Origin of the sequence: Pedobacter caeni (assembly GCF_900129215.1) — a bacterium.
GTDB classification, from domain to species: domain Bacteria; phylum Bacteroidota; class Bacteroidia; order Sphingobacteriales; family Sphingobacteriaceae; genus Pedobacter; species Pedobacter caeni.
The window spans coordinates 505,840-520,884 of sequence record NZ_FQUQ01000005.1 but is presented as its reverse complement, the minus strand read 5'-3'; the positions used below and the strand labels follow the sequence as shown (position 1 = coordinate 520,884).

Here is a 15,045-nt window from a genome sequence, read left to right as displayed (position 1 = left end):
ACACTCTATTTAATCCTAAAAAACAAAGACAAACTAAATTGAAGACATAAAACAATTACAATCGAATTGACTGACAAACATTTTTTAAAGTAATATGAACTACTTGATGTTTCAATTCACATTCCCATACTTCAATCACTTTCCAACCTTGGCTAATTAGAAGTTTTTGGTTTTTTATATCAGAAAAAATATTCCTATTGATCTTATTTAACCACCAATCGGTTCTTGTTTTAGGAACAACATAATACCGACAGTTTTCATGACCATGCCAAAAACAACCATGAACAAATAATACTGTCTTATATTTAGGCAAAACTATATCCGGTTTTCCAGGAAGATCTTTAACGTGAAGGCGATATCTGAATCCATTCTTATGAAGAAATTGACGTACTAAAAGTTCAGGCTTAGTATCCTTCCCTTTAATTTTACTCATGTTATACGAACGTGTTGCTTTAGAATGCACATCTGTCATAATGAATAATAAAACACTTTATTTGGAAAAATGTTCATTAGAGTACCAACTCTGTAGTATTTACACAAAAAATAAATTACGGCAATTTTTAAACGACCCTTCAAATGGATTTAAATACAATAAGGCTAAGTTTAATCAGTTTGATGATTTTTTTGATGTTTGCATGCACCAGTAATAACAAGGAGCAGCAAAAGGGTTTGAAGGAAAAGACAGACCCTTGTCGACTTTATCTTTATGAGGGGAATACCATACTCTCAGAAATAGGTTGTAGAAACTGTCATTTAAGAGCAGGAACCCAGAGGCTGGCTCCAAACATACCTTTGTTTAAAGAATTGTCAGCCATGGATAGTCTAAAATTAAAAGACTACATCTTCAAATCTAAACACAATGGGATGTATTCCAATGAGCTAAAATCTTCTGGTGAAAAACTTGATAGTTTAACAGAATGCCAGATTCGTAACCTGACCCATTACATAAAGAATTTTAACCGTAATATTCCGAAAAATTAGGCTATTCTTCACAAACCTCCCCTAGGATCTCCTCATATTCTTTTTTAAATCTTTTTGAGATATAAAACCAGGACATGCCATATAGTGCTATAAAACAACCATAATATACTCCCAAAATCCCAAACAGAATATCCTCATTCATAAAGCTAAATATCAACAAGTGTAAACCAGTAGATAAAAAAACACCATACAATAAAGAATTAACGATTAGACTGTTCCGCTTTACATAAATCTGCTTCCTGATCGACTGTACATAGTCCATTGCCGAATCAGTAATTCTCTCATAAAAGTCAACTTGTCTTTTCCCAAGACGATTATATCTCATTAAGAATACAGTCCCAATGAGTATGTTCAATACTCCAATAATGTAGCTTGGACTTCTTAATGAAAAGTCAAGTATGTACTCCTTTAAGATCAAGGTCATTATCAGGATGCAAACCAGAACCAGTGGGATAGTAACCCATAAATTTAGGATATGCCTATTTCTTATCGAAGAAAACACACTGTTTGTTCCAGCATTAGTAATGCTATTTGATTTTTTCATGATTGAAATTTATGTTAAGTTTTATTTTGGTTCTTATTCTGTTAATCCTCACCCCTACATTATTTACAGTAATGCCTAGTATATCTGAAATTTGCTCGTATTTATGCCCATTTAAGTATAAAATGATCATCAATCGATCAAAAGCATTGAGTTGTTTAATGCTCTGATATAATAATTTAAATTTTTCTTCTTCTATCGAAGATTGATCGTTGTTGAAGCTATCATCAGAAAAATCCGGAATTGAATCAATTGGCAATCTGTGTTGAAATTTATTTTTTCTTTTGTGCATCAAACAAGCATTTACACTTATTCTGAAAATCCATGTTCCAATACTGGATTGACCTTTAAAGGTTTCCCATTTTTCCCATATAATAATGCATATTTCTTGTACCACATCTTTTGCATCATCCTCATTTCCGAGATAGGATAAGCAGGTAGCATAGATTTTATACTGAAAACGCTTGATAACATCTGTAATAAATATCTTGTTATTTTCCATTTTGTATATTTTGATGCATCCTAAGCGTTTTTATTACACAAAACAACTCATGATTTATTTATTATTTTCTTTGCATAATCCAACAATGATAATGGATCTCTTTTGTTAAAAATAATTTCTCAAGATACCGCATCAAAATCAGCTCATTTGCTTAAATTCGACCAATCATTAACAATGATAAGCCCTACCCCATTACCCAGGAATCAAATGAAACTTAAAACATTACTCTTCAGCGCTGCCCTACTTCTTTCAGGATTCCCTGTGCTGGCTCAGCAACAAGACATCAAAGAGCTCTATTTTGATTATACACAAATCAGGGTTGATGATGCAAAAGGTACTGAAACCATTGATAAAGCCTTAGAACTTTTAAAGCGTTCTACAGAATTGAACGACTTGCAAATTGCCAATGTCAATTACCACCTCGGCCGGATTTACGAAACGTTAGGATCTGCTCAAAAGGCCATACCTCATTACGAAATCGTGATCAAACTGGTTCCGGGCTATTATGTACCCTATCGCGCATTAGGATATATCAATTTAAAGAAATGTGATAGTTTAGGTTTAAAAGTTTCTGAATCCGCGAAATCGCAAAACGCATTATCGAATGAAAAGGCATTTAAGGCCTATAAAACCCAGGTGCTAAAAACGATTGTCTATTTTGAGAAATCAGAGGCTTGTGAAGCAGATGAAAGGACATTGAGTATTCTTAAACACCTGTACAAGAACATAAAAGATACTTCTTCCTTAGCTACACTCCCTGCCCGTCTTGAAACCCTTGGAAAGGATTGTGTGACTTTGCTTGAAGACTAAAAAGAAGAATCTTTTCTCTTTTAGCCTTTTATCCTCAGTGTAAACCAGCACCCTGTTTATTTAGCATCACTTTCACATCCTTTCTGCGGCTTTCAGGAAAAACCTTTAAATTTTGGAGTTGCCCATCCTTGTAAACTCCTTCAACAGTTGTGTTTTTATAAGCATGCAGCTTAAAAGACACTTCCCATTGAGCTGGCCAGGCGGGAAAAAGGTAAATGGAATCGCCTTCGCAGTGCATTAACATTTCCTGCATGGTATTCATCATATTCCCTACCCCATCATAATCCGGCTTCCAGTCGTGGGGACTATCCATATACCCTTTAAAACGGAATCCTTTCAGATGTGCCGTACTTCTGGCGGCGATATCTTTTGCAGCCTCATCCGCAAGGCCAAGCCTGGCAGCAAATATTCCGGTCTGGTACCAGCATACCCTTCCCGGGTTTGGCATTTTATAAAAGGCCCTTTCCACCTCTTCTTTGTTTGGTTTATTAAAACCGTAAATCCTGAAAGGATACAGGCAATACAGATCAGGAGCCTCATAATTTGTCCTTTTGTCTTTATAAAATTGTGCATTGTCTACCACCTGGTTGCCATCAGCATCTTTTTTCCGTGGCAACTCCGGAAGGCTTGCTAACATCTCCTTCCAGTTTGCACGATCCTCCCTGGTGGTCAGTTCTGCTGGCAAAGCCAGCAATTCACCAATCACATAATGAAGCCCTGCAACGGAAGGCATATCGTTCACCACATCAGTCCAATAGGTTTCCAGTCCATGAGAAGGTTCGATCCGAATTTTTCCATCCAGTCCCTTCTTAAACCTCGTTTGAAAGAAGGACAGTGCTTTCCGTGACCAGACCAGCGCCTTTTCTTTTAAGAACTTCTGATCCTGGGTATAATGGTAATAATCCAGCATCATGACACTCATTTCCAACGCCTGTTGCCAGATGTCTTTGGTATACTCCTCAGAGTATTCCTTTGCTCCAAAACCAAAATCCCCCATTCCTGGCAAGCCAAAAGTGGTAGTACATTCCTGAAGGTAAATCCCCGAGGCATTATAGTAGCGCTTAGCCCTGGCTTCAAATACCGGAATCCTGTCCATAAAGAAGTTAAAAAAAGCGTTCATCAGATCCGGGTTCCCCTGGGCAAACTGAGGCTGATAAAGGAAGCGAAGGTTCTGCCACCAGTAATTTACCCCATAGAAGCGATAATCTGCCGAATAGTTTTTTTCTCTGACATCCGTAGCGTAGTAGGCATATTTGGGGTCCACATTAAAAATCCCTCCCTGAAACCTTGCCGGGAACTCATTCCGCATCTGACACGCCAACTGATATTTTGATAAAACATAGGTCTCTGAATAAACAGGATTGGCATTTTTAACATAGATCCAGCTCCGGTTCCAAAATTCCGTCCACCACTTACCGGTCTGCCGGAAGGCTTTTTCTGTAGGAAGAGCCTGCCTGATTACACTGCTGATTCCTTTATTCCATTCCTGAACCGTTTCTGTTCTGGCGGTATATCCTGCGAGGCGAATGTCTATTTTTTTCGAGGCAACAGCAGATTGCAACACCGTATCGGCTACCGAAACCAGTCCTTCACCTGCAATGTAGCCACCAAAAGTATTATTCTTTAAAGGATCTTTGATCACATCAGCAGCATCCTGCAACCCCTGCTGATCGATGTGTACCGGCACACAACTATAGGCGTTCCTATGATACCAGACTACCGCATTTTTTCTGTTCATCACCTGATCTGCAGATTCCCAGGTATCCACTCCGGCAGGAGCTCCTTCGCGATATACCCAGGTGGAGGCCAGCTCTTCCAGGTTCAGCTGATGCTTTTTCCGTCTCCAGTTTTCCAGTGTGACCTTTATTTTTATTGGTTGTTCTGAGCTTCCGCTGATGTACATTACCGGAGCATCGGCCGATATAAAAATTTTCAGGGCAATTTGTGCTCCTTTTTTACCACCACGAATCAGTATGCTGCCTGTACTCAGGTCCAGCTCCTGTCGGAAACCAACATCATTACTGAAAGCACCGGAACTAAAAGAGATCCTGATCCGCCCCAGTTTCAATAAACGTTGCAACTCTGAATGGGCATCATTTCTGGAAAGATACAGGACCAGATCTCCGTTTTTTTCTGTCCAGATGTTACTCCCCAAACTTCCATTTCCTAAAGGCATATTCCCTGCTTCATTCACAGAGGGAGAAGTCCAGACCACGTTGTAATCTCTGATCTGTTGCGCTTTACTTAACTGGCAAAAGTTTAAAAGCAAGAGAAGGAGCAGGAAAAGTTCTTTATTGTTTTTCATTGATGTGGTGGTTAGAATGAATAAATATATCATTAAACCTCAATTGATGAAAACAAAAGTGTATTGAATCAAAAAATTCAAACTAACTGCCACTTTTCCTGTTTTATTATTAAGTTGAGTATTAATTAATCTATGAGTTATGAAATTTATAATTAAAGACCCACTAGATCAATCGCCTCTCGAATTAACTGGAAAACCGGAAAATTACCATGGAGATCCGGCCATCCGCGTATATTTCCCCGGAATGGATTCTTTTCTGATGGTAGAAAATGATGGAGAATGGGTAGTTGTTGATGAAGACGACCTCAATCCTAAATTGCTGAGCGCAATTACAGATCAGCTGAAATCCCGAGGAAGGTATTCATGATCGTGTAGCAAATGCAGTGTTTTTTATTTATTATCCGTACCTGATTTCAACCAGACCAGTTTACCAACTTTATCATAACGGTAATAGTCCATATGCCAGCTCGCTCCACCTCTGCAGGAAGTCGTTAATTGCTTATGCTTTTTGTCTATCCTCACATCACACAGACCGTCACAAACCATTTTACCCACTTTAGGCAGTTGCAATTGAGTAAACTTTTTGCTTACCGGATTATAAATAAAAATATCATAAATGCGGTACACGCCCATACCTCCATCAGGAACAGAAAAAGCAACATCATCAATCCCATCGAAATTGTAATCTGCAACTACTGCCCGCCTAGCTCCCCCGTCGGGTAATGCGGTTAAAGAAAGGTCCTTTATGGAACGGTCAGGATAACCGAAACGGAGCTCATCTGTATCATACACTGCATAATCCAACCGCACTCCGTGTAGCAGGACGGTGGCTTTGCCATCATAAGATTTTGTATCTTCTACATAGTTGAAGCTGAACCGTTTTCCATCGCTATGCCTGATGTAATACATGTCGCTGATGCTCTTTAACATCACCGTAACCCCATATTCACCCGTAACTTTTCCCTGATACATTTCTTCCCATTTATAAGAATCGACGTCCGGTTGAGGGTCAGATCGTTTAGAGGTATCCCGTTTATAGGATTTCAGCTTTAGCGGTATCAGTTCCGTTTTTCCTTTGTATAAAACATAGGCTCCTTTTCCATTCGCTACCCAGCCTAAAGTAAGTTCGATAGGTTTTTTAGTACCTGTGGATTTGAAGTTGAAAGGCTGGCCGAACACTGCTAAAGGAAACAGCAAACACAAAAGTAATTTCATAGACAGTAATTTCACGGACGCTAAGTTATTCATCAGCAGCTTCGCTTTTCTCTTTGCCCAGGCTTTTTTTCATCTGGTAAATCTTAAGCCTGACGGTGATTAAAGCCAGTACTCCATACACCAATATCAGTACCAACATATGATGGATAGATGGCATTACATCTCCCAGTGATCCTTGCTGAAACAACATCACTTTATGTGCATTCAGGAATGGCGTAAGTGGCAAGATGGAAGATAACCATTGCACCCCTATTGGCATCGCCTCCAGAGGCCAGGAATAGCCTCCAATGATAAATGCCGGAGTAGCAAGCAGCATCAACACCTGAGTCGCTTTTAACGCACTCGGCAACAACGCGCTGATGAATACGCCAAGGAAACTGGTAGCCATGATAAACAACCCTGTAGTAACCGCATAATTCATTAAAGGACTTGGAATGGGCGCCCTGAAAATATGATGAAAAATATAATAGATCCCCAATATAAAGACACTCATGATCCAGAAAGGAATCACCTTGATCAGGATCGCAGAAAAAGCATTTCCTGCACGCCCTAAAAATTCTTTTTCCAGGGTTTTATTCTCATACTCCCGGGCAAAGCTCACGGCAAGGCCCAACAACAATACCTGTTGCAAAACCACCGCCAGAACTCCCGGCCACATGTAAGTAAAGTAATTACCGGTTTCATTGTACAAACGGATATAATTTACTTTAAAGGGTTCGTATTGCGTTGCAGCCTGCTCCGCTCCCATCCCTTTTTTCTTTAATCCCTGCATGTTAATTCCTGCGCTGAAAGTACCAAGCGTAGTTTGCACTCCTTGCGAAGCCATATTGGCCGTCAGCAGGTTAGTGGTGTTAATATAAGTATTCAGTTCGGGATAGCGCTTTTGCAGAACTGAAGCTTCAAACCTTTCCGGAATCACTACCGTAACCACGGCCTTCATTTTCCGCATTGTTTCTGTAGTTCCGTTATTGCTATTTTTAACACGCACCACCTGCAGTTTTTCATTGTCAGAAAGCATATCGATCAGCTGATTGCTCAGCGGGGTATTGTCCAGATCTACGACAATAATCGGCAGGTGTTCTACTTTTCCTTTTTGATAAACAAATCCAAAAAGCAAGGCATAGATGATGGGTGCCAGCAAAAATACAGAGCGCAGGGTGCTGTCTGCAAAGAACAACCCAAATTCCCTTTTTATCAATGCAAAAAAGTTCTTCATAATTATAGAATTATGGTGGCGTTGACCAGTAATTTCTCCGCAGCCTGTTGATCGTCTGGGATGATTTTCACTTCATAAACCCCTTCTTCCACATCATAATCAGGATAAGCAGCGGTGATATCAGCGTAACGTGTCAGCTGTTTAACCGTTTGTATTTTTCCTTTTAGTTTTTCTTTGTTGTAGATCACCGTCACCTCGATCGCTTCGCCTTTTTTGTAGGCAGCGATTTTACTTTCAGGAATGGTAAACCTGAAATAGGTAGTTGCCGGCAGATAGCCATTGAACAAAGGATAACCTGCGGTAGCCAGCTCGCCTACGCGGAGACTGATCGTTTCGACCTGCATGTCATTCGTCGCAATGATATACCTTTCAGATAAGGCCACTTCTACTTCCTGTAACACGCCTAAAGCCTGTTCTGCCTGTCCCTGAGTTGCGGTCCGCGTTTCGATGCGCACACCTTTTTCGGCCTCGTTATATTCCGCATTTACGGCAGTAAGTTGTGCCTTGGCGCCATTATATTTTGCTGTAGCTTCGTCAAATGCCTGTGGGGTCATCATGCTATCCGCAAACATGGCTTTCGCCCTGCTGAAAGATTTCTCTGCAAATTTAAACTGTTCGGTGATGCCTGATCTCTTGGCACGGAGTTGTTTCAGCTGGTTTTCTGTTGCCCCGTTTTTGGCCATATCGCGTTGTGCTCCGGCGGCCTTAACCGCTCCTTTTGCCTGGGAAAGTTTTGCATTTACTTCGGGCACATCCAGCATCGCCAAAGTATCCCCTTCCTTTACAAAATCGCCTTCTTTCACATAGATCTTTAAAACACGCCCGGTCACCTTTGGCGCAAAGGCCAGGGTTTCGCGCTTAATCTTACCTTCTGTACTTTTTTCGGGCTTCGAGCAGGCAGATGCTGCAAGGACAAGTACAAATAATACGCTTTTGAATGAAGTGTTCATCATAGGTTTCTTTATTGAATGGTAGAACGGTTCAGGCTACCTGTAGCTTTTAATAACTCTATTGCATTGCGGCGCTGGTTAAAGACCGCCTGAAGATAATCCAGTGCAGCACTCTGGAAATCGCTTTCTGCACCAATCAGGTCTGCTGCTTTGATCAATCCGGTTTTGAACTCTTTGCCGGCTTGTGTTAAGGCATTTTCGGCCATCTTCATTTGTTTTTGTCTGACCACCAGTTCCGAATTGGAATTGTTGTAATCTGTTTGTGTTTTGATCAGGTTCAGTTTCAGCTTTTCTTCAGCTTCGGCTTTTTCATTTTCCGCTTTCTTCACCTCTATCCTCGCCTGCTGAACTTCACGCTTCCCTTTGTTTCCGTCAAAAATATCCCATTTAAAGCCAACACCTACCGTGAAGTTTGGTGCCACCTCTATCTTGTTTGTATGACTGCTGAACCTTCCGATCACAGGCAGATCATGCTTTCCTTTCATATTTACATCGAACAGGTTTAAATAGCCCAACGATGCCGCAGCTTGTACTTTCGGTTTCCACCAGGTTTGTGCCGCTTTCAGCTTAAAGCCCTGTGCTTCTATCGCAGCAGAAAGGGCGCTGAATTCCGGTCTGTTTTCTATGCTTTCCTGGGCATTAACGGTTTTAACAGGAGAAAGTTCATTTTCGATCAGGCCTAATCTTTCCAGACTGATTCCCGTAAGCATTTCCAGCTGATGCAATAAAAGGTTTCTTTTTCCTTCGTACTCCTGTATTTTAGAAGCAAGTGTAGCTTGTGCCACTTCTACTTTCTGATGTTCGTATTTGGTGATCAACCCATAATTCAGGGCTTTATCAGCAGTTTTCTTATTGATTTCGTAACGATCCCGGCTTTTGTCCAGCAGGAGTTTCACTTGTCTGAGCAAGGCCAGCTGATCGTAAGCTTTAGAGATTTCGGTAATGATCTGCTGACGGTCTTTCTCCATCAAAGCGGTCTGTGCTTTTGTTTTCGCATCTACTGCACTCTTCAATGCCGATACTTTTCCTCCGGCATACAAGACACTACTCAGGTGGAGGTCTGCTTTAAAAAGGTTTGCATTGGAAGTAAATCCTGAATTGATTTCAGGAATACTGATCAGGTCGAACAAAGACGTTCCTGGTAATCCCAGATTAACACCATTGGCGAGATAGGCATATTTACCAGACAGATCTGCATTGGGCAGGTATACTTCTGATAGTTTCTTCCGGTCTATTTTCGAGAATTCTATATCCAGCCGCTTATTGGCAAGCATATGATCCTTATTCAGCGCACTGTCGATCAGCTCTGTTAATCCCGGAGGACCAGATTGCTGTGCATGCAGAATTAAAGGAGAAGATCCGATAATGAGTACAAAAATGTGTTTTAAAAAAGCTTTCATTACACAAGAATTTTATGAAGGGGCAAAGGTCTGGTTAATTAGGCAATTTCCTTTTGATCTGGATCAAAAAGCATTTTTTTCTTATTTCTGATCCTGCTCAGGGTTTCCTGAGTGATGCCAAGGTAAGAAGCAATGGTTCCCAGGGGTGCTCTCCCGATGATGCTCGGTTGTGCTTCCATCAGGGTATCGTACCTTTCTTCGGCACTTAGAAACTGAAGGGCAACGATGCGCTCACTGGCCTTTAATAAAAAGCTTTGCAGGGTTTTATTTTCGAACTTTTGCATCTCCGGGAAATCACTGAACAGCTGATTCAGATCGGTGCAAGAAACCTCGTAAATCTCTCCGTCTTCCAGCATTTCCATATGGTATTTGGAAGGAGATTGTGTGTAAAAACTCTCCGGGATGGTGATAAAGTCCCCTTCGGTATAAAAGCCATAGGTAATGTCTTTGCCGGAACTATTGTGGTAAAAAATGCGGATCAGCCCTTCTTCTATAAAGAACAACGCTCTGGCGATCTTTCCGGTTTGATGTAAACTTTCTGTTCTGAAAACGTTCCGTTTGACAAACTTCTTTCGGAGGGCTGATTCCATTTCCATGGAAATAGGAATCACTTTTTCGATTTCTGTGAGTAAGCGCATGTTTTATATAAATAGGTGTACCTGCAAAATAATCAATTTTATGCGGTAAATGGAGAGAAATTTCTTTTTCGCTATCTTGCAGTCCTGTAGGGAGTAACAACCCCTGACCACAAACATTTAACCAATAGAATGAAAAGGATTATTTTTCTGATCGCTTTTTTTGCAAGTTTCCAGCCCCTTGTTTATGCCCAGGGGCCCGGCAAAATCGATAGCCTGACCAAAGTTCTGAAAGCGGCAAAAACGGATACTGCCCGGATTTCCACTCAGAATAAGATGGTCAAAGCCTATCTGATGCAAAGAGACTCTGTCAATGCCTATGCTTTTGCCTATAAATCCCTTGCCATGGCAAAACGCACTCCATCCATATACCATAAAGCCTACACGGATCAGATTTTAGGTTATATAAATACCGTCTTAATGCATACGGATAGTTGTATATTTTACAACAAGAGGGTACTGTCCCGGTTAAAAAATCAAACCGACCTGGAGTCATTAAAATTAGTGATCTACGCAACGAATAACCTGTCATCAGCCTATGCAAATAGTGGGTTTATAAAAAAGTCGGCCGAATTGTTAATCTCCAATCTGCCAAGGCTCGAAAAAACGAAGGAGGTTTGGGCATACGAGGTGACGATCCAGAACATCGCCTCCTGTTTTAGTAACCTTGGAGAATACAGCAAGTCCTATCCATACATGCTCAAAGCTGTTGAAATCGCGGAGCAGAAAGAGAAAAAACCGGAAGCAAAATTATCGCCCTATCTCACCGGAGCAATATTGATGTACAGAATGGACAGCATCAGCAGAATGGGCGAATATCTGATCAAAACGAAGAAGTGTATCGATGAAATTGCACTCCCTACCCCATTTACAGCCAGATACTACGCGTATCAGGCCTGTTATTTTGCCCGATCAGGCAAACCTAAAGAGGCTGACCAGATGCTTTCTAACGCAGAGAAAGAACTAAAAGAATTTGGAAGCAGAACCAATCAATACGATATTTATTTTGCAAAAAACATTGTTGCGCTAACCCGGAAAGACTATCGTCAGGCAAGGGATGCAGCAATGGGCACCTATAAATTGGGTATTGAAGATCAGCATGGGGATATGATTCTCAGCGGATCAAAAGATGTAGCGTATTTTTCCGAACTTTTGGGAGACCATAAAACCGCTTATCAGTACCTGAAAAAATATTCAACTTACGGCGATAGCGTAAAGCTGGAACAAACGGTAAGAGAAGTCCATGATCTGGAGACCAAATACCAGACCTCGGAAAAAGAGAAACAGATCACCCTCCTGCAGGCAGAAAAACAGCAGGCCTTATTGAAAAACAAAAACCAGCGTTTACTCAACCTGCTTTGGGCCATAGGCACTGGCGTGCTCTTACTCGTCATCGCATTTTTGGTGTATTTTTATCGAAACAGTAAAAAGCGCGCAGCACAGCAATTCAGAGAAATAGAACAAGAACAGGAACTCAAGCTGGCCAGGGCGATGCTTGAAGGTGAAGAAAGAGAACGGACACGTTTGGCCCGCGACCTCCACGACGGACTTGGAGGAACCCTATCGGGCATTAAGTTCAAACTTTCCAGTGAGCGTAAACCTGAAACACCTATCATCAATGAAGTGATCATTCACCTGGACGATTCCATAGAAGAATTGAGACGTATTGCCCGAAACATGATGCCAGAGAGCTTGTTAAGGTCCGGTTTGGAAACAGCATTACAAGATTTGTGCAGCTCATTGTCTGACGATAAAAGAAAGATCGCATTTCTGGCCAACGGCATCAGCAAATCGCTAACCCTTGCTTCGCAGGTAAACATTTACAGAATTATACAGGAATTGCTTTCGAATGCAATCCGTCATAGTGAAGCAACAGAAATCCTTGTACAGTGCATTCAGGATGATCAGAAATTCCTGATCACCGTAGAGGACAATGGAAAAGGATTTGACACAGATGCAACCCAAAAGACGAAAGGAATTGGCCTGAATAACATTTATAACCGGGTAAATTATGTTAAAGGCAAACTGGACATCAGATCTGTAATGGGTGAAGGAACTTCAGTCAATATTGAACTGGATGTTTAAGGATAAAACTTAGCTACTGGTGGATTCCCTGCTGAGACTCTCCTTTCTTTTTTTGTTAAGGAATGTCCTGATTGGAATATCGATCACGACCATTACCAGGTAAGCGAAACCTATCAACAAAAGTGTGGATACAGAGATAATTATAGCCAGCTCCGGAACAGTTGGCTTATTGATTTTCATATAATCACCAAACCACCAGATGAAAGGAATATGTGACATATATAACGGATAAGAAATCTTTCCAAAAAACACGCATAGTTTCTTCAGACCTTTTGTTAAAGTTGCTCCTGCCCCTAAAGTGATGATCAGTGGATAAAAGAAAATAACGACCAGACATTCCAGCAACCAGTTGAACTTCAGATATGGCATCATAAAAGAAAAGATGATGAGTATCGAAAGACCAACAAATCCCAATTTGGTTTTAAAAATCCAGCCCAAACGGTAAACCAATAATCCCGCCAGAAAAGAATAGGCAATTCTTGCCCAACCATCTATGATGCTTTTTCCATCCCATCCCCCAATTAAAGTCCCTGATTGATGCCCAATGTAAAGGAGAAATACAGCAGCCAGGATCGTTAAAACAAGCAAGGCTTTTTTACCCGTCCTGAATAAGAAAAAGGCATAAATGATATTGGCAATGTATTCAAAAAACAAGGACCATGAGGGCGAGTTTAATGCAAATAGAGCAAAGCCACGCTCTTCAATTACCGGATAAGGAATCAGAACCATAGAGGAAATGAAAACCATCACCATTTTTACCGGGCTATAATCTACAGATCCTCCGGTAAAGGGATTAAACAGGAAGGTAATCAGTCCGATTATTGAACCAAAAATCACCAATGGATGCAATCTGATTAGTCTTGATTTGAAAAACTCCCATACGCCAATCTCTTTTATTCTCCCATCGTAAGCATACCCGATTACAAAACCTGAAAGACAAAAGAAGAAGTCTACCGCCAGAAAACCGTGGCCAATAAAATTGAGGCTATAATCTGTATAGATCATTTCCATAAAATGAAAAACGACTATGGCAATAGCTGCTGTTCCACGCAATCCATCAAGGACCACAAAATGAGGTCTGCTTTGTAATATCTCAGTTTTAAGCATCTTAGGGTTTCAGGTTAATCAAAGAAAATATTTGGTTGATTAAAAATCCCGATTTACAGGTACTGCATGTTCAGTTATTTTGGCAAAACATTCAGCGTTAAGGCCAATGCTGACACAATACTTCAGCGACTTATGTTTCCTAGGACAAGGTATACCATCGACCAGACAGAATTAATCTGTAATCCACACGGATATATTAATGAAAAATATAACGGCTATAATAAGGAGCTGATCATTGAAATATAAAACAGCGAATTACAGGCTCTTTTGAAAGAAAGAGATGGCCAGCGCACTTACTTTGAGGTGAACCTCTTTCCTGTTTACTCCCGGAGCATCCGTAAAGAATAAAGGTGCATCTTTTTGAACATATTCATTTGCTTCATTGAGCATCACATAATGCCCCGCTTTTCCAGGGAATTCGAAATAACCAGAACCTTTGATCAATTTATGATAATGAAAAGCATTGGTTTTAACCGGAGCCAGCTGATCGTCATGAGCGCCTATGAAGTAAACAGGGCTCTTCACCGTTTTGAATTGCTCCGGACTCGTAAATCCTGCACCCAGTGCCGGAGAAATGGAAAAAAATGCTTTGATCCGCTGATCTTTTAAAATTGGCACCTGCGCCATTTGTTTCAACAATGCTGTATCCGTCAAAAACCTGCCACTTCCAGGCATTTCAGGTGTTTCAATTTCGGCCTTACCAGTGGTTTGATAATAATTGATCAGGACCTTATAATCTATTACTCCGCCCGCAAGAGCGATCACAGTATAACCACCATAAGAAAACCCTGCTGCTCCGATTCTTTTACGATCAATGATTTTTCCTACAGCTGAATCATTCAACAGGGAACTCAACGCAAAACTGATGTCCAGCGGACGTTCCCATGGTTTAACAAATTCAATAGGTATTTTATTGTCGAAAGTATTGCCCCAATGGTCTACCGCAGCAACCATAAAGCCACTTTTAGCCAGTCCCTGGGCCAGCCATTCTAAGGTGAGCCTGCCACCGCCGGTACCATGTGAAATGAGGATTAAAGGAAATTTATCAGCAGGGAGTTTACCGCCCCGAACCGTAAATTCTCTTAAAAAAGGTGTTTTGGTTTGATCAGATGAATTTAGGGAATCAGTGGTTGGATACCACAGTTCAGTAACCACAGGTCGCTTGCGCTGTTCATCTTTAAAATTAAAGGTCCGCTGACCGATACGCGTCTGCGCATGAGCAAACGAGATAATAAAACATCCGATAACTATAGTTAACCATATCCGCTTGCTGATCATATTCAATTTTAAGCATTTTT

At 40.9% G+C, this 15,045-nt stretch carries 15 protein-coding genes; 4 read left to right on the top strand and 11 right to left on the bottom strand.

The window, feature by feature from the left end; all coding sequences use genetic code 11:
• Window positions 1-55 precede the first annotated feature (55 nt).
• Entirely contained in the window at window positions 56-472 is a 417-nt protein-coding gene (locus BUC20_RS26180) for a very short patch repair endonuclease (protein WP_073235160.1), read from the bottom strand.
• Window positions 473-576: 104 nt separating this feature from the next.
• Here BUC20_RS26180 and BUC20_RS26175 point away from each other — a divergent pair, with 104 nt between their 5' ends.
• A complete protein-coding gene (locus tag BUC20_RS26175) occupies window positions 577-981 on the top strand; it encodes a hypothetical protein (RefSeq protein ID WP_143166924.1) in 405 nt (134 codons plus the stop codon).
• A gap of 1 nt (window position 982) precedes the next feature.
• On the opposite strand, the gene BUC20_RS26170 is transcribed toward BUC20_RS26175, so the two are convergent.
• Together BUC20_RS26170 and BUC20_RS26165 are read right to left on the bottom strand one after the other, a co-directional pair.
• On the bottom strand, window positions 983-1,525 hold the full coding sequence (locus BUC20_RS26170) for a hypothetical protein (RefSeq protein WP_073235154.1): 543 nt from the start codon (window positions 1,523-1,525) through the stop codon (window positions 983-985).
• Window positions 1,509-2,024, bottom strand: a complete 516-nt coding sequence (locus BUC20_RS26165; RefSeq protein WP_073235151.1) for an RNA polymerase sigma factor — start codon at window positions 2,022-2,024, stop codon at window positions 1,509-1,511. The genes BUC20_RS26170 and BUC20_RS26165 overlap by 17 nt, the downstream gene beginning before the upstream one ends.
• 207 nt (window positions 2,025-2,231) lie before the next feature.
• On the opposite strand from BUC20_RS26165, the gene BUC20_RS26160 reads away from it, so the two are divergent.
• A complete protein-coding gene (locus tag BUC20_RS26160) occupies window positions 2,232-2,834 on the top strand; it encodes a tetratricopeptide repeat protein (protein ID WP_143166923.1) in 603 nt (200 codons plus the stop codon).
• Between the two features lie 34 nt (window positions 2,835-2,868).
• Here BUC20_RS26160 and BUC20_RS26155 read toward each other — a convergent pair whose 3' ends face one another.
• Window positions 2,869-5,139 carry a DUF5703 domain-containing protein gene (locus tag BUC20_RS26155; RefSeq protein ID WP_073235145.1) on the bottom strand — a complete coding sequence of 757 codons (2,271 nt, stop codon included), beginning with the start codon at window positions 5,137-5,139 and terminating at the stop codon, window positions 2,869-2,871.
• Between the two features lie 139 nt (window positions 5,140-5,278).
• Between BUC20_RS26155 and BUC20_RS26150 the strand changes: the two genes are divergently transcribed.
• Window positions 5,279-5,506 (top strand): hypothetical protein, encoded by a 228-nt coding sequence (locus BUC20_RS26150; RefSeq protein WP_073235142.1) that lies wholly within the window; start codon window positions 5,279-5,281, stop codon window positions 5,504-5,506.
• 23 nt (window positions 5,507-5,529) lie between these two features.
• Here BUC20_RS26150 and BUC20_RS26145 read toward each other — a convergent pair whose 3' ends face one another.
• From BUC20_RS26145 to BUC20_RS26125, 5 genes are read right to left on the bottom strand one after another with little or no spacing between them, the layout of a single operon-like run.
• Window positions 5,530-6,354 carry an XAC2610-related protein gene (locus tag BUC20_RS26145; RefSeq protein WP_073235139.1) on the bottom strand — a complete coding sequence of 275 codons (825 nt, stop codon included), beginning with the start codon at window positions 6,352-6,354 and terminating at the stop codon, window positions 5,530-5,532.
• 25 nt (window positions 6,355-6,379) lie between these two features.
• Window positions 6,380-7,570, bottom strand: a complete 1,191-nt coding sequence (locus BUC20_RS26140; protein WP_073235137.1) for an ABC transporter permease — start codon at window positions 7,568-7,570, stop codon at window positions 6,380-6,382.
• 2 nt (window positions 7,571-7,572) lie between these two features.
• On the bottom strand, window positions 7,573-8,523 hold the full coding sequence (locus BUC20_RS26135) for an HlyD family secretion protein (RefSeq protein WP_073235134.1): 951 nt from the start codon (window positions 8,521-8,523) through the stop codon (window positions 7,573-7,575).
• An 8-nt stretch (window positions 8,524-8,531) separates the two neighbouring features.
• Entirely contained in the window at window positions 8,532-9,920 is a 1,389-nt protein-coding gene (locus BUC20_RS26130; protein WP_073235130.1) for a TolC family protein, read from the bottom strand.
• Window positions 9,921-9,958: 38 nt separating this feature from the next.
• Window positions 9,959-10,558 (bottom strand): Crp/Fnr family transcriptional regulator, encoded by a 600-nt coding sequence (locus BUC20_RS26125; RefSeq protein WP_073235127.1) that lies wholly within the window; start codon window positions 10,556-10,558, stop codon window positions 9,959-9,961.
• A gap of 129 nt (window positions 10,559-10,687) precedes the next feature.
• Between BUC20_RS26125 and BUC20_RS26120 the strand changes: the two genes are divergently transcribed.
• Window positions 10,688-12,640 (top strand): sensor histidine kinase, encoded by a 1,953-nt coding sequence (locus BUC20_RS26120; protein WP_073235124.1) that lies wholly within the window; start codon window positions 10,688-10,690, stop codon window positions 12,638-12,640.
• 9 nt (window positions 12,641-12,649) lie between these two features.
• On the opposite strand, the gene BUC20_RS26115 is transcribed toward BUC20_RS26120, so the two are convergent.
• Both BUC20_RS26115 and BUC20_RS26105 read right to left on the bottom strand, forming a co-directional pair.
• On the bottom strand, window positions 12,650-13,747 hold the full coding sequence (locus BUC20_RS26115) for an acyltransferase family protein (protein WP_073235121.1): 1,098 nt from the start codon (window positions 13,745-13,747) through the stop codon (window positions 12,650-12,652).
• A gap of 255 nt (window positions 13,748-14,002) precedes the next feature.
• A complete protein-coding gene (locus BUC20_RS26105; RefSeq protein ID WP_073235115.1) occupies window positions 14,003-15,025 on the bottom strand; it encodes an alpha/beta hydrolase family protein in 1,023 nt (340 codons plus the stop codon).
• Window positions 15,026-15,045 lie beyond the last annotated feature (20 nt).